Below are 16,894 nucleotides of genomic sequence, written 5' to 3'. Positions count from 1 at the left end.
GTCATTGATGAGGGCCGACAGTCAGGGTTCCGGGGTGGAGCCTCAATCCTTGAGGCTCAGTTGGTTGATGATTGCTTTTCTCAGTCCTTCGCCCATCTCCTTGGCGCCGTGATCTGAGAAAACTGTTTGTTTGCCGTTCGGGGCAGTGACTTTGAAGTGGCTACCGCCACCCTTCGCCGCTTTGAACTTCACCCCCCGGGCTTTCAGCCATCTCCGGAACTCGCTGTATTTCATCGACCCTCCTTTGTTGTGTCGATGGGGGTATCTTACAGCATAAATGATTAAATGCAACACATATGATCAATTTAATCATAAGTGATTTGTTTGTGAGGGGGGTTGCAGTCGGCTGCCAGTCACACAATCTGGCCATTCCATTGATGCTGTACCGAAACCCGAGGGCCCCACCATGATGAATCGACTGACCAAATGCCTGGGCCTGGCGCTGGCCGCCTGCCTGTCCTGTCTCGCCTTCACCGCGTCGGCGGGCGACTACATCGACCACTACTTGGTGGCTCGCGCATCGTTCGCGCAGGCCGAGCCGCAGGGTGTCGCATTCCAGCGCCTGACCCTGACTCTGGCTCAGTGGCGCGAGCAGTCTCAGGTCGCCGCCAGCGCGCCGCTGACTGACATGCGCAAGTCCGGCCATGGCTTCGTATTCAAGGGTGTCAGCGGCCCGTTTCCCGATGCGGGCGAACCGTTGGCGGGCTGACGGATCTCCTGGCACCTAAAGCCCGGCCATGTGCTGGGCTTTTTTCTGCCTGGCCAAAATGGCTTTTCAGGCTATGGTCTGAGGATGCAGTGGCATTGGGCTATCTGCCGATACATGAGACATGTAAATGGAATTCTCTAACGAGCAGAAGCTCATCGTCACATTGCTTACCGAAATTCACAGCAAGCTCGAGATTGAAGATGGGCTAGACCCTGACTTTGTCCAGCGTGCGGTCGTTAACAACCAAGGTTGGGCGCTGGAATGGAAATACCCCGGCGTGTTCGAGGAAACCCATTCCGATCCTCAGGAAGTTAGGTTCGTTGGTGACGTTCTTGAAATGTGGTCCCGCCTAGAGATGTCCTTCAACGCACTTGACGCAGCCGGGCGCGCAGATCTCGTAGCGGCAGTTCCGCACTTTGGCGGAAATGTGAGCTTCCCGGGCTTTGACGGAAATAACGAGCATGAGTATCTCGCAATCGCGAAAATTTTTGTCGATGACCTTGAAAGATGGACTGAGTTCTCAGGTCGCATCCTGAACTCTCACATGCGCACCGCCGATGCCTACCTTCGCATGCTGGGAGTTTTTGAGGACATCGTTAGCCGGAACAGCAGCAATGGTAACTATGGTCCGCTGAGCGTTGAGGAGTTGACGCAGGTGCTCAGGGAACGCACCCACCCAGAGAATCGTTGAAGCCAGTATTGCCTGTCCGATAACCGGCCTTCCCCAAGCCCACTTGCCCCGCCGATTCAGTCACATAGCCTCGCTCAGGTCATTTTGATAACCGAGCGGGGCGCCATCCATGAACGACAAAACGATTGAGCAGGAAATCCAAGCGAAGGGCCTGACCGCGCCGCGCGTCACTCCGGGCGACCTGCAAGCCAACATTGCAGCCGTACATTTCTTCACTGCCGCCAACGGCATCGCCGGTGCATGCGACGGTTACAAGCTGCTGGATACAGCCAATCACGGCATGCACCTGCTGACCTTCTGCGTGCTGGTCCTGCGCAACGGATTCACCGTTACCGGTGAGAGCGCTTGCGCCAGTCCAGAGAACTTTGATGCTGAGATCGGCCGCAAGATCGCCCGGCAGAACGCCGAGCAGAAGATCTGGCCGCTCATGGGCTATGCGCTGAAGCAGCAACTCTTCCAGGCTGCGTCCCTGTCTGATGAGCAGATTTGCGACGACCTCAATGCGGAGCTGGATCGCGGCACGGTCGCGGCCCAGGCTGTGGCCCGTCATGTGCTGTCGATGGGGGCAAATCAGGCAAGCCTCCCTGTTGAGGTAGACGGGCATGCTCTGACGGTCTCCGTTTCTCCCGGCGAAGCCAGCGAACAGGCGTAATCCATGTCCGCCGATGCCATGCTCTCCCAGCTCATGACCGACGATGAGCTTTACTGCGCTCGCAACCTCAAGATCCGCACGAAGGAAGGGGAAATCCTGCCTTTCGTCTGGAACGACGCCCAGCGGGCGCTGCACGCGCGCATTGAGCAGCAGAAGGTGGACAAGGGTTGGGTTCGCGCCATCGTTCTGAAGGGGCGGCAGCAGGGCATCAGCACCTACGTTGCCGGGCGCTTCTACAAGCGCACCAGCATGGGTTTCGGTAAGCGCACGATGATCCTGACCCACCTCGATTCGGCCACGCAGAACCTGTTCGGCATGGCCAAGACCTTTTTCGAGCTGAGCGACGACACGCTGCGCCCGACCATCAAGGCCAACTCAGGCACAGAGCTGTCGTTTGCCAAGCTGCGCAGCGGTTACAAGGTCGCCACGGCGGGCAGCCCCGGCGCGGGCCGGTCGGACACCATTCAATACCTGCACGCGTCCGAAATGGCGTTCTGGGCCAACGCGCAGAAGATCATGGCGGGCCTCGGGCAAACCGTGCCGCTGATCGATGGCAGCGAGGCCATCATCGAATCCACCGCGAACGGCATGGGCAACCTGTTCCATCAGTTCTGGGTGCTGGCCGTGGGCGGCAAGTCCGACTACATGGCCGTGTTCATCCCCTGGTTCGTCGAGCAGGGCTACCGCCGCGCGGTGCCGAAGGACTTTGAGCTGTCGGACGAAGACCTTGAGTACATGGAGGCTTACGACCTCGATGAGGAGCAAATGGCCTGGCGGGCCGGCAAGATCGCCACCGACTTTGCTGGCGACGTGGACTGGTTCAACCAAGAGTACCCGGCGACGCCTGACCTGGCGTTCCAGAAGGTTGGCCACAAGCCGCTGATCAAGACTACCAAGGTATCGCTGGCCCGCAAGAAGCTGGCCGCCCACATGCAGCGCATCGGCGCGCACGTCGTCGGCCTCGACCCAGCCCGTGGCGGCGACACATCGACGTTCATTCATCGCCAGGGCCGCGTCGCCTGGGGCATCGAGCGCAACAACGTACCCGACACCATGGCCGTTGCAGGTCAGGCCGTTCGCATGCTCAGGGATGACCCGAGCATTCGCATGATGTTCATCGATATCGGCGGGCTGGGCGCGGGCATTTACGACCGGCTGGTCGAACTGGGCTTTGGTGACCGCGTAACCGCCGTCAACTTCGGCGCCGCGGCGTCCGACTCCCGTAAATACGCCAACAAGCGCTGCGAGATGTGGGGCGAGATGGCCGACTGGGTGCATGACGACATCACCCCGTCGATCCCCGACGACGACCAGTTGCATGGCGATCTGACCTCTGCGTCCAAGGACAAATACACCAGCAATGGCCAGCTCAAGCTGAAGCCGAAGGAAGACGCCAAAAAGGAAATCGGCCGCTCGCCGGATGACGGCGACGCCCTGGCCCTGACGTTCGCCGAGCCCGTCTCCGCCGACGACCAATTCACCGAAGACTGGAAGGCCAAGATGATGCGCCGGAACGCCCGTAAATCAGCGATGAGTGCCTGACATGGCCGACCCGAAAGCGACAGAGAACTGGGACCGTTACGTGTACGGCCTGAACAAGGGGCATACCTGCTACATGGAGCAGGCGCGCTTGTGCGAGGACTTCTACCTGGGTGGTGGCAACCAGTGGGCGGAGCTTGATCGCCAGATCCTGGCCGCAGCAGGCCGCCCGGCGCTGGAATTCAACCAGATCAAGAACAAGATCAACGCAGCCGTGGGTTACCAGATCGGCAACCGCATGGATATTGGCTTTCGCCCGCGCTCTGGCCCGGCCGACGCCGAGACCGCCACCACGCTTTCCAAGTTGGCCATGCAGATCGCCGACAACAACCAGCTCCACTTCAAGGAGACCCAGGTGTTCGGTGACGGCTGCATCCAGCAGCGGGGGTTCTTCGATGTCCGCATGAACTACAGCGATACGATCCTGGGTGAGATCAAGATCGATGTACTCGATCCTATGGACGTGATCCCGGACCCGGATGCGAACAGCTACGACCCCGACGACTGGGCCGACGTCATCGTCAACCGGATGCTGACCCAGATCGAGATCGAGGCGCTGTATGGCTCGGCGGCGCAGCGCAGTGTCGAAGATGAAGAGTCAGGCGACACCATCTTCACCGCTGACGGCTACGAGGTGGAGCGCAGAACCTTTGGCGACGATGACCCGCTGTTCGCTGAAGCGTTGGAGAAGGATGACCCAGGCCGTCGGATCCGCGTCATTGATCGCCAGTTCTGGCAGATGGATAAGGCTGAAGTCATCATCACCGCGACCGGTGATATCCGCATTGTCGAGGACATGAAGCCCGAAGCCGTGGCTCAGATGGTGGCGGACGGGGGCATCAAGCAGAAGCGTCGCGTCAAGCGCGTGCGCTGGGTCGTTGCGACCAAAGAGACCGTGCTGCATGACGACTGGTCTCCGTTCAATCACTTTACCGTGGTGCCGTACTTCCCGACATTCCGCCGTGGCCACACTCGCGGCCTGGTAGACGACGCCATCGGCCCGCAGCAACTGCTCAACAAGTCGATGAGCCAGTTCCTGCACATCATCAACACCACAGCGAACAGCGGTTGGATCACGGTGGCCGGCACCCTGGCCAACATGAACGACGGCGAGCTGGCGGATCGCGGCGCCGAGACAGGGCTGCACTTGGTGATCAAGAAAGACACCGCCGTCGAGAACCGGCCGCAGAAGATCCAGCCCAATCAGGTGCCCACTGGTTTCGACCGGATCATCGACCGAGCCCAGGGCCTGCTTGAGGCAGCCACAGGCGTAAACGAGTCCATGTCAGGCAGCCAGGGCAACGAGGTGTCGGGCATTGCCATCCAGACCCGCCAGTTCGCCGCCCAGCAGCAACTGGCCGTGCCGCTCGACAACCTGGCGCGCACGCGCAGCATGCTGGCCACCCGGATGCTGGAGATGATCCAGATGTTCTACGACCAGCCACGGATCATCCGAATTACTGACGTGGATGCGACTGGCCGTGAGCAGACCCAGGAAATCCCGCTCAACTTCCCGCAGGCAGACCAGCGCATCCTGAATGACCTCACCATCGGCGAATACGACGTGGTGGTTACCGAGGCGCCGGCGCAGATCACGTTCGAGAACAGCCAGTTCCTCCAAGCCATCGAGCTGAACGAGAAGGGCGCCAACATCCCGTGGCCCTTCATCATTCGGTACTCGAACCTTGCCAACAAGCAAGAAATCATCGACGCGATGGAGAAGCAGCCGGCCGCGCCGGTCGATCCGACTTTGCAGGCCAAAGCCCAGCTCATGGCCGCCCAGAGCGCCAAAGTGCAGGCCGATACCGCGAAGACCCAGGCCGACACAACGCGCTCCCAGACCGATGCGGCGAAGTCTGCGGCCTCCCTGGACCTGCTCAAGGCCCAGACAGCAGACATCCAGGCGGACACCGTGGCGAAGGCCGTGGCGTCGCAATTCAGCGCGATTCAGACCGCTGCCGTCATCGCCCAGACCCCGGCCACTTCCAGCCTGGCCGACGTAATCCTGAGCTCGGCCGGCTATGTCGACCACGACGCGGCGCCCATCGTGCCCCAGTACCAAGGCCCAGCAGCGGCGCCGCTGAACATCCGCCACAACACCGATCCACTCAACCCAGCCAGCCCGGCCGTAGGCCTGCACTCAGGCATCGAAACCCCGCGCATTGAAGGAGCGCCCGCATGAAACCAGTGAACGTATCCGGTCCGGACAAGCAATGGCAGGCAGAGCAGGACCTGCGCACGCTGGCTGAGGCTATTGAGATCAACAAGGACTCCAAGCGCCTGGCCGCGGCGAAAGCCCTGGCCAAGGAAAAGATGGCCGACATGGCCAAGATCGCCAAGTAATTGAACTGACCAAAGGGGCAAACGATGAAACCTGAAGACCAGAACACTGATTTGAACGAACAGCAGATCGAGGACAACGGCGACGACTTCGTACCGACTGACGACGATGCCACCCTCGAAAGCATTGGCGAAGCGGGCAAGGGGGAAGGCGAGGGCGGTTCCGAAGCCAATGCCGACGCTGGTGCCGATGCTGGCGGTGCTGACCAAGGCCTGGATGCTGAAACCCTGGCCGCCATCGCTGGCGAGGACAAGCCGAAGATGGTCCCGCACTCTCGCTTCCAAGAGAAGAACGACGAGGCCAAGGCTCACCGCGCTCGGGTGCTGGAACTGGAAGAAGAACTGGCACGCGTGAAAGGCAGCGCGCCGGCGGCCAAGCCGAAGGAAGAGCCTGTGCCGGTCGAGTATGACTACGACGCCGCCGAAGACCGCTACAACGCGGCAATTTTGGACGGTGACTCGACCCTGGCCAAGCAGATCCGCGCCGAAATCCGAAAGGCTGAGCGCGTTGAGGCAGAGGCCAAAGCAGAAGCGGCCGCCGACCGTCGCTATAAGGCGAACAAGGAACGGGATGACCTGGCCCGGGCCAATGGCGAGCGAGACCTTGCGATTGCCAAGGCCTACGAAGCGTACCCATTCCTCGACTCTGCCGGCAGCGAGCCGAACCAAGATGCCATTGAGGAAGTGCTGGCGCTGGCCAACTTCTATACCGGCAAAGGCAAAAGCGTGGGCGATTCCATCACCGCTGCAGTGGCCAAGGTAGGCCCGCGCTACGCACCGGTTCAGGCTGAGGCGACTCCGGCGAAAGTCGATGCCGCACCGAAGGCCGACTTGCAGAAGGGGATTGAGCGCGCCGCCAAGATCCCGGCCAAGCCAGAGGGTATCGGTGCTCGGGCGGCGAAGCTGGACGTGAGCAAGATGACCTCGAAGGAATTGAAGGCTCTGTCCCCCGAGGATGAAGCCCGCCTGGCCGGTGACATCCTGTAGTTGACCGGCTGATTCAGTCACATAAGTTTGAACCGTAGGCCATCAGGCGCAAGGAAGCGCACCCCTTAACGGGGATTGATGGACAAGCCCGCATCGGCCAGATGCTCGCTCACCGAGACACGGTGTCTTCGCCGCCAGGGCGTAAAGCTGATCCGTTTCGAGCGCCCCAGGAGCGCCTAAATCCTGTCCTCGCTTGGGTGGCGACATACCCGCAAACGAATCAAGCCACCTATACAGGGAATGCCCAATGGCACTTACCAACTTCGCGGCCCTTCAGCCGCAGCAAAAGGTTTACTGGTCGAAAAAGACCTGGGAAGCCGCGCGCGACGACATGTTCGTCAACAAATTCCTGGGCGACGGCGAGTCGGCCATCATCCAGCACATCACCGAGCTGACCCAGACCGAAAAGGGCACCCAGGTCATCATGAACCTGGTAGCTGACCTCGTCGGCGACGGCGTGACCGGTGACAACTGGCGCGAAGGCAACGAAGAGGAGATGGAAGCTTACTTCCAAGAGGTCAACATTGACCTGATCTCCAACGCCGTTCGCAGCAAAGGCAAGCTGGCCGAGCAGAAGTCCGTGATCGACTTCCGCCGCCTGGCCAAAGGCCGTCTTTCCAACTGGCTGGCCCAGCGTGTTGATGAACTGGCGATCCTGACCCTGTCCGGCATCGCCTACACCTTCAACACCGACGGTTCGGCCCGTGTCGGTTCCGCCTTCCCAGGTCTGTCTTTTGCCGCCGACGTGAGTGCCCCCTCATCGAAGCGGTATTTGACCTGGGACGGCTCTAATCTGGTGGCTGGCAGCACCGCCACCGTCACCACCTCGGGCACCCCGAAGTACAAGATGATCGTGGACCTGATCGCTTACGCCAAGTCGAAGCGCATCCGCCCGGTCATCTCCGGCGGCAAGCAGTACTACGTGCTGCTGGTTCAACCAGGCACCCTGGCGGCCCTGAAAATGGACCCGCTGTGGCAGAACGGCCTGACCAACGCCGGCGCTCGCGGCGACAACAACCCATGGTTCACCGGTGCCACCGTGACCGTGGACGGCGCGATCATCCACGAGTCCAACAAGGTGTACACCACCTGGGGCGCCGCATCGGGCAGCAAGTGGGGCGCCGACGGTACCGTCGAAGGTACGCGCACCCTGCTGCTGGGCTCTCAGGCCCTGGGCTTCGCCGATATCGAGCAAGGCGGCGCCGGCTGGGTTGAGAAGCTGTTCAACTACGACACCCAAATGGGCGTCTCCCTGGACCGCTTCATCGGCTTCAAGAAACCGAAGTTCTACAGCATCTACGACAAGTCCGTTGAGGACTTCGGCGTGGTTGCGGTGGACCACTACCTGCCGAAAGCCGGCGTGTAAGGAGCCCTCATGAACTACTTCCACTATGAGCACCAATGGCCGCTGGTTGGCTACAACGAAATGCTGGCAGCGGACTTCGCTGATGCAGCCACCCAGAAAATCATCGTTCTGCCGGAAGGCGCCTTGGTCACCCGCGCATTCGTGCTGGTGACCACAGCCTACAACTCCGGCACCACTGCCACCCTGTCCGTGGGTGACGGCGCTGATGCAGACCGTTACGGCTCAGCCATCGACCTGGCCACCGTAGGTATCAAGGAACTGACGCCATCGGGCTTCATCACCACCGCCGCTGGCGCCGTGACGGCCACCTTCGCACAAACCGGCACCGCCGCTACTGCCGGTGCTGCGCGGGTTTACGTCGAGTACGTCGTTGAACGCAAATCGGACGAAGTGTCCGAGTAATCCAAGCGCCCCGGTTCGCCGGGGCTGTTTGAACATGAGAAGGGGCAATTACCATGTCTGAACCACTACGCATCCTCCCGCCGAAAGGCCAAGAATCTTTCCCAGTTTTTCTGGCTTCGGGTCACAGCGTGCGGGTACACCGCATCGATCCGACCGATGCAAGGCCTGGCAGCATCATCCCGAGCAAATTCCACAAGAGCGCCCTCAAAGAAGGCTGCATCTACGTGGGCACCGAATACGAAGGCGAAGAAGAGGGCGACGACGCCGGTAATCTCACGCTGATCGTGGCCGGCATCGAAGCCATCATTGAGCGCGACGCCGCTGAGGACATGGACAACACCGGTCGACCAACCCTCAAGGCCATCAAGGTCCAGGTTGGGTTCAACGTCACCCGTGCGCAGCTCAACGCCGCTTGGGACAGCTTCCAAGAGTCGCTGGCATAACCCATGGCCTACGAAACCGTTGGCGACCTCATCAAGGCCTTCCGTGACGACGAGCGCGACACGGTGCAACCGTATTTCTGGACTGACGGCCAGTTGGTGCGCTGGGCCAATGAGGCGCTGACGGAGTTCGCTGAGCGCACTGAGTCCTTCTACGACACAGAAAGCTCGGTCACCCAGATTGATTACGCGGCCGGGCAGGCTGAATTTCCTCTCGACCCGTGCATCCTGGACGTTGTGGAGGCCTGGGTTGACGGCCACCGCCGCACTCACCTGGTGCGCGGGCCATTCCGGCACGATTGGTTCTGCCGCAGCTTCGGTACCCAGTTGCACTTCGATCAGGTCGGCACTTTGCGGCTTCATCCCGCTCCCGCCTTACCGGGCACCCTGAAACTGCAGGTGATCCGACGGCCGTTGCGTGAACTGGACAAGTGCGACCGTATCCCGGACATCCTGCCGACGGATCGCCGCCACCTGTTGAGCTGGATGGCCTACAAGGCCTACCGCGTCAACGAGGGCGATACCTACAACCGCGGCAGCTCCGATGAGCACCTTCAGCGATTTGAGGATGTCTGCCAGGCTGCCAGGGAGCGCGGGATCCTGCGTCGCGGGGACTGCTCCAAGCCGATCAGGAGTCATTGGTAATGGCTCAACCTACCCCAATCAACCGCGGCCCTTGGCCGAACGGCATCGACAACCGCTCCAACTGGCGGGCGGTGCCTGGCGGTTCGCTGCGTGATTCGGTGAACGTCGACCCATTGCCCACTGGCCACCTCAATCTTCGAAGCGGGTACGAACTGGCCGTGGAAGGCACCGCGCTACGGGGCGCATTGGCGGTGGGGCGCTTCATCCTGCTGGCCGACGGCACCAGTTTGCGAGCATTTAACGTGGACACCAACACCACGACCACGCTGGCAACCATTGCCGGTGCCGGCCGGTTCGTCGGTGATCTGTTCAACGACGAGCTGTTTTTTTGCACTGAGAACCAGACGCTGCGGTTCAAGGACGGCGTATTGCGGGACTGGGGCGTCACGACCGTGTCGAATCAGCCCGTACCTACCATCGGGACTGGCGGCCTGTTGGCCGGCGAATATCAGTGCGCAGTCACCTTCGTGGATGCCTATGGTGACGAGGGCGGCACAGTGAATCCGCTGGTCATCACAGTGACCGACGGCGCTTCGCTGGATTTCACGCTTCCCACACCGCCATCCGGCGGGGCAGTGCGCCTTTATGTCGGTCCGCCCCAAGCATCGACACTGTTCCTGCAGTACGAAGGCTCGGGCACGTTCAGTTGCTCGACTGTCGCCCAGGACACCGCCAGGCTGGAAACCGATCTGATGCGCTCGCCAGTTGTCGCTGACTTCGTGGCGCGCCTTAACGGCGTGATTGCCCAGGCGGAAGGAAAGGTGCTGTGGCTTTCTGCACCACTGCGACCTCACTTGAGAGAAGCGGGCCGCCGGTTCTTCCAATTCGCCGCCGACATCGATGGCGTGGTCGCGGCCGAAAACGGCCTGTTCGTTTTGGCCGATCAAACCTATTTCATCAGTGGCGTGGAAACCGACGATCCGAGCCAGGTGACTGTTTTCCCCCATGGCGGTGTACGCGGCTCGATGGTTGAGACCCCCGACAATCATGCCGCCTGGATGACCCCATATGGACTGGCCAAGACAACCGGCCAGCGCCTGGCCCCAGGTAGCGGCACCGGGATGGCCGCACTCATCAGCGCTGCGCGATTCCTCCCTGAGCCTGCCACAAGCGGCGCATCGGGCGTCCTCGAGCTAAACGGCAACCAGTTGGTCGTCAGCACCATGCATCGCGCCGAGGGCGATAACCCGCTGCGCACCAGTGACTATTACGAAGCGGAGATTGTGACCCCATGACCACCAAAGAGACCGCGGGCAAATGCAAGCTGGGGTTCGTCTACACGGCCAGCATCGAACTGCCCGACGGCACCATCATTGACCTCGGCGAGCATGAAAACCTCATCCCGCAGGCTGGCATTGACCAACTGGCGGGACTGATCACGGGTGACGCGTCTGCAATCAGCTCCTGGTACGTCGGCTTGTTCGCTGGTAACTACGTGCCCACCAGCGCGACAACGTCGGCAGATCTGCCCACCAATGCCGGGGAGTCGACCGCGTACAGTGAGACCACCCGGCAGGCCTGGACCAAGGCTTACGACGGCGTGAGCTTGATCACCAGTTCGGCTAACCGAGCATCGTTCACGTTCACCGCCGACACCACGCTCTACGGTGGCTTCCTGGTGTCGAACTCCACCAAAGGCGGTGCCAATGGCGTGCTGTTGTCCATTGCACGCTTCGCCACGCCTTACACCGTGCCTTCCGGCTCCTTATTCAAGCTGGGTGTTGCCATTAGCCTGGCTGCATAACGTCGGGACAGACGCATGACGAATAAACTGGTCAAGCAGTCTTCTGCCGCAACCGCTTGGACTGGGGGGGCTGAGAGCGTTACATCGCTATCAGGGGACTTCCAGGCTCAATTCACACTGGTGTCTGGTAGTGCCGGACTGATTGTCGGCTTAGCAGCCGCCGGCGTGGCGCCTGCTTTCGCTGCGGCTGAGCATGGGATCTTGGCCCAGGCCGGCCAGTACCTTCAGGTCATCGAGTCCGGTGCGGTCGTTGCTACCTCGGATGTGATATTTGACGCCGACACCGTAGCCGTAATCCAGCGTGTTGGCACATCGGTGGGCTACATCATTGGCGACTGGGTCTACAGCAGCACTACCGTCTCCAGTGGGGCAAAAGACCTGCTAGCCGTCCTCTATGCTCCGGGCGATGCAATCGACTCACCTAGTTTTTCAGCCTATACGCCGGACCTCAGTACGGCGCAAGTCACAAGCAAGCTGACTACGGCAGACAGTTACCTTACGGACGCAGTGGTCTACGGCCTGCTGACCAACGTGCTCACGGTGTCGTCTGCCGTGGACGGTGGAATAGAGGTGACGGGAGCATACACCGAATACCTGGCAGTACTGGACAGCTACGGTACGGCAGCAGAATTTCAGGCCTTACTCGCCAGCGCCTTGACCTTGCGAGACTCGGCCTCTATTAGCGCCCAAGGATTGCTGCAGTACGCCACCAACATAGCCAGCGGGGCGGTAGGACGGTACCAAGGCTTCGACTTCAGCGGATTTTGCCGGGTTGGCATGTTCACCTACGGATTCCGAAGTGACGGGCTTTACCTGCTGCGCCTCGGCGACGACAACGGCGCACCGATTTCCGCAATGGTTGATATGGCTGCCGAAGCACTCGCCGCCACGATGCAGTCGCGCCTGGAGATGCTGTATTTCGGCCTGGACACTGACGGCGAGGTGCTGGTGCGGATGGTCTCCGACGATGACCGCGAGCAATTTTACCGCGCGCAGCCTGTACAGCCAGCCGTGTGGCGCGCCAAGCCGGCACTCGGCGTGAACTCCCGTCACTGGCGCATGCGCCTTGAAATCACCGATGCCACTGCCGCTCAGCTCGAAAACGTCGAGTGGCTTGCCATCCCCACCGGCCGCCGGGCGAACAGATAAGGAATCAACATGGCAGGCGAATACAGCAGTACTACGACCCAGCTTTTCCAGAACGCCAGCCTTGCCACCAGCAACGCGAGCTCCGCCTTGGCCAGCATGGGCTCCACGGTTAAACCCACGTTGCTGAACCCAACTTTTAGCTACAGCGTCGCGGCAAAAAATTTCGGTGATGGGCCGGTCTTCAGCGATCTGTTCGATGGTGCCGACAGCACGGATTCGGACATAGCAGCACTCAACGAACAGGTAGACGAATGGCTGGCAAAACGATTCCCAGCCATCAATGCGGGATTTGCGAATGTGCCAGAGGATTACCTGGTCAATGTTATCGCCGGGACTAAACCGCTTGGAATCGACAGGACGGTGTTTGATTTGGTGTGGTCGCAGAACCGCGATCGGGCGTACCAAACGGTTAGGAGCGAGCGTGCGAACCTCGAGGCGACGTTTTCTAGTCGTGGCTTCAGTATCCCTCCCGGCGCGCTGATAGATCAGCTAGCAGCATCTGAGCGAAAGGCGACTGACGCAACCTTGGATGTGCTCCGCGAGCAAGCCATCAAGGAAGCCGACATCAAAGTTCAGATACTCCAGCAGGCGGTGGAAATTGCTGCCCAGCTCAAGCAAGGAATTCTGAATCTTAGCGCCGAGTATTTTAAGGCCTTCTACAGCGTCTACACGCTCAGCAACGAGACAGCGCGGATCAAGGCTGAGGCCTACCAATCTTACTACCAGGCCCTGTCGACCTTCTACAACGTAGAAGTCAACTGGGAGAGTTTGCGCCTGCAGGCTGCGAAGGAAAGCGCTGAAGTAGGGGTCGATACTGACCGCAATCGCATCGGGCTGTACTCTGCCAGCGGACAGGTCAACTCCGCTCTAGCCGAGGCTGTTAAGGGCTTCGCTAACTTGGCAGGTATGGCCAACAACGCAGCAGGTTCGCTTGTTGCCCACATTGAAAACGCGACGAGCACTTAATGGCAACCGACGATCAGGATGAATACGGCTTCGTGCCGATTTCTTTCAAGCCAGCGTGTCGGCTGGGAAGCCAGGTCATGCCGTCCGCCAAGAGTCTGGCGAACAACATGGGCTTAATGGGCCAGCAATCTGCGAGTCGAATCCGAAATGGATTCCTAATTCGGGCGGTGCGCCTGCCGCAAGTCACCAACGTACATATCATCGATCCGCCGGCCATGCTGATGTTCGCCGGTTGGTGCGCCTACGCTACCACCTCGGCGCCCTACACCATCAACAATGGATTGGCGCCGGTAGGGAACCGGGACGACTTCACCCCACCCGGGTACACCGGAGAAGTTCGGTCAGTGTACGACTACAAATGGCTACAGCTAGGCGCGCCCGGAGACCCGCCGGACACCGACCGAAGCGAGCCATACCTGTACTACAACCACATGCAGCCGGTGCTGTCCGGTGGCTACGTGGTGCTTGGCTACATGCGCATACCCAACAACTTCCAGACGCAGTATATCAACGACACGCCCATGAACCATTTCACCGACGCCAACACCGTGCGGGTGGGGTGCGCCTACCGCTACCCGCAGCTGGCGATTGGCAACCCTACCGATAGCGCGCACGGGAGCCAGTACACGTCATTGAACTCGTTCTGGGTCAGCGAGGGGGAGCTGCCGACGGGTTGGAAGCTCCTGCCCAGACGGTACTCCGATGCTGCTGACAGCCGCGGCGTTATCCAGACGGCGGCGGATTGGGCGGCCTGGACCCCCGGCGCGAACGTTATCCAGGCTACTGGCGAAAGCGGCGACACCACCGACCAGTTCCTGATGGCCGTTCAAGTGGTTAACCAGATCGAGGATACCTGGACCAACAGCGCGGGATACGCCGTGTTCGACCAGCAGGGGCAGCACGCCCTGGCACTGATGCGTGGCACGCTGGACAGGACATTGGTCAACCCCAACGACCCCCAACAGATCTACGCAACGCTGGCCTCTACCCAGCTGATCCTGGCGACCGACGTTTCCCTGGACGGCATCAAGCCTACGCCCGCAACGGTGTACGCCAGCCAGGCGTGGGCCTGGTACGGTACTGCATCCGGCGTGGACAGCGATGGGGCGCCGGAACGGCCCAGTGTGGCGTACTTCCTGCAGCCACAGGTACAGCGGTGCACTGACGGCTTTGTGACCTTCTGCACCTACTGGGCCCCGTACTATGCCAGCAACCCCACGACCGGCTACGGCACTGCGACGGGCTACGCGCCCACGGGTGTAACGTTGTACTCGGTGCTTACCGTTATGCCCAGCGGTGACTGTATCGCACTCAAGGGCGACGCCTGGACGCCTCAGATCGGAACCTTCAGCTACCCCGAGTACCAGATTCCGCTGCCTGACATCCCCGACACCGACTCGGCGTACTCCGTTGTCCCGTGGATAGTGGGCAGCGAGAGCATCGAGCGCACCAGCAGCGCTGGCGAAGTAACCCGCACGGCCTACGCTCTGGTATGGGAGGAACACCGTGACCGCCTGAACGCCACGATCATACCTGGTGAAGTGTCCGTCCCGGGCAAGACGTTCCAGGTCTCCTACACCAAGGGCGGGGACTGGGTGCTCTACTCTGTCGAGAGCGGCACGACTCCGACCCGCACTGTGCTGACAACTGCAGACAACGTGGCCCCCGTATTCTCGCTGCTGATGACCGACGACAACTGGATGCCCGGGGCGCCGCTGACCTTGTTGGTTAATACCCGACCGACGATCCGTGGGTCGCACCTGCACATGACATACGCCTCGTGCTACCACATGGGCGAAAACCTGCTGGTCACGGCAGGCCTGGACGCCGATCTTTGCATCAACACGGGGATATGGGTCACGGGGAGCGACCCTGCAGACATCGCCCGATCAGACGAGCACAACATCTATTGCGTGGTGGTAGACACGGTAACGGGGGTGGTCACCAAGCGCGGCGTCATCACCACGCGCATGCAGACCAACTACAACTTCCACGTGACCGTCGCGCAGCCAGAGGTCGTAGCGACCGACACCGCTGCGGCGAAGCCGGCCGCCCTGCTGGCTACCCAGTTCTCCTCGGAGACTTCAAACAACGGTCTTGAGAATAGCGTGGAAGGGGTGACTCAGGTGTTCCTCTCTGTTGATGGCGGGTACACCTGGACGGTCTACGTTAATGACATGGCCGCCCCCAACGGCGCGTTCCTAATCGGGAACCAGTTGTGGAATAACGATGTGACCAGCCGATACGATGAGGGCTTAGCGGGATGAAGAATTACCTATGCGCACTGGCCACCGGAGCCAGTGCCCAAAAGCTGCTGCTGATCGACATCCAGAATCAGCGCTTGGCGGCCAGCGTGGACCTGACGCTGACGGCATTCCAAGATGCCGTCACGCCGCTGATGGCTAACATGCTGGGGATCTATCCATCGCCGACCCAGCTTGAGGCGCCTACGTACCAGCAGGTCGGCCTGACGGCTGACTATAACCCGATATATTTGAGCTGTTTGCTGCTTACGGCAAGCGGTGCCACAACAACCACAATGGGCATCACACTGTATGAGCTGACGCCCAACGGGTACACGGCGCTGGTGACGTACACGAAGACGTTCACGACGCCTACCGCCGTGGCCAATCAGGCGATGTTTTTGGGTACCGACGGCAAAATCGCCTATGTGTCGTTTCCCAGCGACGATGGCACTACGCACCGGATCCTGGCCGTGGGTGTGGATGGAACAACCACCGAGCAGACCAGCCCGCTTACGACGCTGCCTGTCGTCGTGGCCGGTATGCTCGGCGACGCCACACGCAGTTACCTGGCGTTCGGTACAGTAAACGGCACCACCACGGGCGCTGAGCTATGGACCCTCAGCGGCACGACGTGGGCGCGCACGCAGCACAGCCTCACCGCATGGGACAGCAATTCTGTCTATCCGCAGTCGGTACCTTTGGCTATGGCAGCAGCGGCCGGCATTACCCCAGCGTGGTTTAACGGTCGTGTGCAGCCGGGCACGGTGGGAAGCTCAACAGGTAGTCAGCAGCCTCAGTGCTACGACAGCAATGGGGCCTATAAGCAAAAAAACGACAATATTCAGGACGCCAACACCAGCGCAATCCTCTACGATCTGTCATCCGTCATCGCTACCGCCATAAGCGATGCAGGCGCCCTAGATTCCATGTATCAGGGGTTCGCCTATCTCGCCGAGATCGCTACCGCGTTTTGGGAGAACCTGGTGGAATGCGAGGAGATTGTCGCCTAATCGCGCGC

General features: G+C 60.6%; 18 protein-coding genes. 17 read left to right on the top strand and 1 reads right to left on the bottom strand.

The genetic code is table 11. The features are described 5' to 3' along the window. Nucleotides 1–42 precede the first annotated feature (42 nt). On the bottom strand, nucleotides 43–234 hold the full coding sequence (locus PMM47T1_RS13850) for a type II toxin-antitoxin system HicA family toxin (RefSeq protein ID WP_008369807.1): 192 nt from the start codon (nucleotides 232–234) through the stop codon (nucleotides 43–45). Nucleotides 235–406: 172 nt separating this feature from the next. On the opposite strand from PMM47T1_RS13850, the gene PMM47T1_RS13845 reads away from it, so the two are divergent. The 17 genes from PMM47T1_RS13845 to PMM47T1_RS13770 all read left to right on the top strand — a co-directional run bounded on the left by PMM47T1_RS13845 (nucleotide 407) and on the right by PMM47T1_RS13770 (nucleotide 16,886). Continuing rightward, on the top strand, nucleotides 407–709 hold the full coding sequence (locus tag PMM47T1_RS13845; RefSeq protein ID WP_008369805.1) for a hypothetical protein: 303 nt from the start codon (nucleotides 407–409) through the stop codon (nucleotides 707–709). Between the two features lie 127 nt (nucleotides 710–836). Then, complete coding sequence (locus PMM47T1_RS13840; protein WP_008369802.1) at nucleotides 837–1,400, top strand: YfbU family protein; 564 nt, start codon at nucleotides 837–839, stop codon at nucleotides 1,398–1,400. A 109-nt stretch (nucleotides 1,401–1,509) separates the two neighbouring features. Next, nucleotides 1,510–2,052, top strand: a complete 543-nt coding sequence (locus tag PMM47T1_RS30875) for a Gp49 family protein (RefSeq protein ID WP_008369801.1) — start codon at nucleotides 1,510–1,512, stop codon at nucleotides 2,050–2,052. A 3-nt stretch (nucleotides 2,053–2,055) separates the two neighbouring features. Then, a complete protein-coding gene (locus PMM47T1_RS13830) occupies nucleotides 2,056–3,594 on the top strand; it encodes a hypothetical protein (RefSeq protein ID WP_008369799.1) in 1,539 nt (512 codons plus the stop codon). Nucleotide 3,595: 1 nt separating this feature from the next. Then, nucleotides 3,596–5,773: a portal protein gene (locus tag PMM47T1_RS13825; protein ID WP_008369796.1), complete on the top strand. Its 2,178-nt coding sequence runs from the start codon at nucleotides 3,596–3,598 to the stop codon at nucleotides 5,771–5,773. Further along, nucleotides 5,770–5,934, top strand: a complete 165-nt coding sequence (locus PMM47T1_RS29805) for a hypothetical protein (RefSeq protein ID WP_157213003.1) — start codon at nucleotides 5,770–5,772, stop codon at nucleotides 5,932–5,934. The genes PMM47T1_RS13825 and PMM47T1_RS29805 overlap by 4 nt, the downstream gene beginning before the upstream one ends. Before the next feature lie 24 nt (nucleotides 5,935–5,958). Further along, complete coding sequence (locus tag PMM47T1_RS13820) at nucleotides 5,959–6,918, top strand: hypothetical protein (RefSeq protein ID WP_008369794.1); 960 nt, start codon at nucleotides 5,959–5,961, stop codon at nucleotides 6,916–6,918. 247 nt (nucleotides 6,919–7,165) lie between these two features. Beyond that, entirely contained in the window at nucleotides 7,166–8,284 is a 1,119-nt protein-coding gene (locus PMM47T1_RS13815) for a N4-gp56 family major capsid protein (protein ID WP_008369792.1), read from the top strand. A gap of 9 nt (nucleotides 8,285–8,293) precedes the next feature. Further along, the gene (locus PMM47T1_RS13810; protein WP_008369790.1) at nucleotides 8,294–8,686 is read left to right on the top strand and encodes a hypothetical protein; all 393 of its coding nucleotides are present in this window, start codon (nucleotides 8,294–8,296) and stop codon (nucleotides 8,684–8,686) included. Between the two features lie 53 nt (nucleotides 8,687–8,739). Continuing rightward, the gene (locus PMM47T1_RS13805; RefSeq protein WP_008369788.1) at nucleotides 8,740–9,129 is read left to right on the top strand and encodes a hypothetical protein; all 390 of its coding nucleotides are present in this window, start codon (nucleotides 8,740–8,742) and stop codon (nucleotides 9,127–9,129) included. 3 nt (nucleotides 9,130–9,132) lie between these two features. Further along, nucleotides 9,133–9,771, top strand: a complete 639-nt coding sequence (locus tag PMM47T1_RS13800) for a phage adaptor protein (RefSeq protein ID WP_008369787.1) — start codon at nucleotides 9,133–9,135, stop codon at nucleotides 9,769–9,771. Beyond that, a complete protein-coding gene (locus PMM47T1_RS13795) occupies nucleotides 9,771–11,006 on the top strand; it encodes a hypothetical protein (RefSeq protein WP_008369785.1) in 1,236 nt (411 codons plus the stop codon). Before PMM47T1_RS13800 ends, PMM47T1_RS13795 begins: the two co-directional genes overlap by 1 nt. Further along, nucleotides 11,003–11,515, top strand: coding sequence for a hypothetical protein (locus PMM47T1_RS13790; protein WP_008369782.1), 513 nt, complete (start codon nucleotides 11,003–11,005; stop codon nucleotides 11,513–11,515). The genes PMM47T1_RS13795 and PMM47T1_RS13790 overlap by 4 nt, the downstream gene beginning before the upstream one ends. A gap of 15 nt (nucleotides 11,516–11,530) precedes the next feature. Then, nucleotides 11,531–12,664 (top strand): hypothetical protein, encoded by a 1,134-nt coding sequence (locus tag PMM47T1_RS13785; protein WP_008369780.1) that lies wholly within the window; start codon nucleotides 11,531–11,533, stop codon nucleotides 12,662–12,664. A gap of 9 nt (nucleotides 12,665–12,673) precedes the next feature. Then, on the top strand, nucleotides 12,674–13,630 hold the full coding sequence (locus tag PMM47T1_RS13780; RefSeq protein ID WP_008369776.1) for a hypothetical protein: 957 nt from the start codon (nucleotides 12,674–12,676) through the stop codon (nucleotides 13,628–13,630). Then, a complete protein-coding gene (locus PMM47T1_RS13775; RefSeq protein WP_008369774.1) occupies nucleotides 13,630–15,897 on the top strand; it encodes a hypothetical protein in 2,268 nt (755 codons plus the stop codon). The genes PMM47T1_RS13780 and PMM47T1_RS13775 overlap by 1 nt, the downstream gene beginning before the upstream one ends. After that, entirely contained in the window at nucleotides 15,894–16,886 is a 993-nt protein-coding gene (locus tag PMM47T1_RS13770; protein ID WP_008369772.1) for a hypothetical protein, read from the top strand. The genes PMM47T1_RS13775 and PMM47T1_RS13770 overlap by 4 nt, the downstream gene beginning before the upstream one ends. The last annotated feature ends 8 nt before the right edge of the window (nucleotides 16,887–16,894 follow it).

Source organism: Pseudomonas sp. M47T1, from assembly GCF_000263855.1.
Taxonomy (GTDB): Bacteria; Pseudomonadota; Gammaproteobacteria; order Pseudomonadales; family Pseudomonadaceae; genus Aquipseudomonas.
This window is presented reverse-complemented; position numbering and strand designations above follow the sequence as displayed.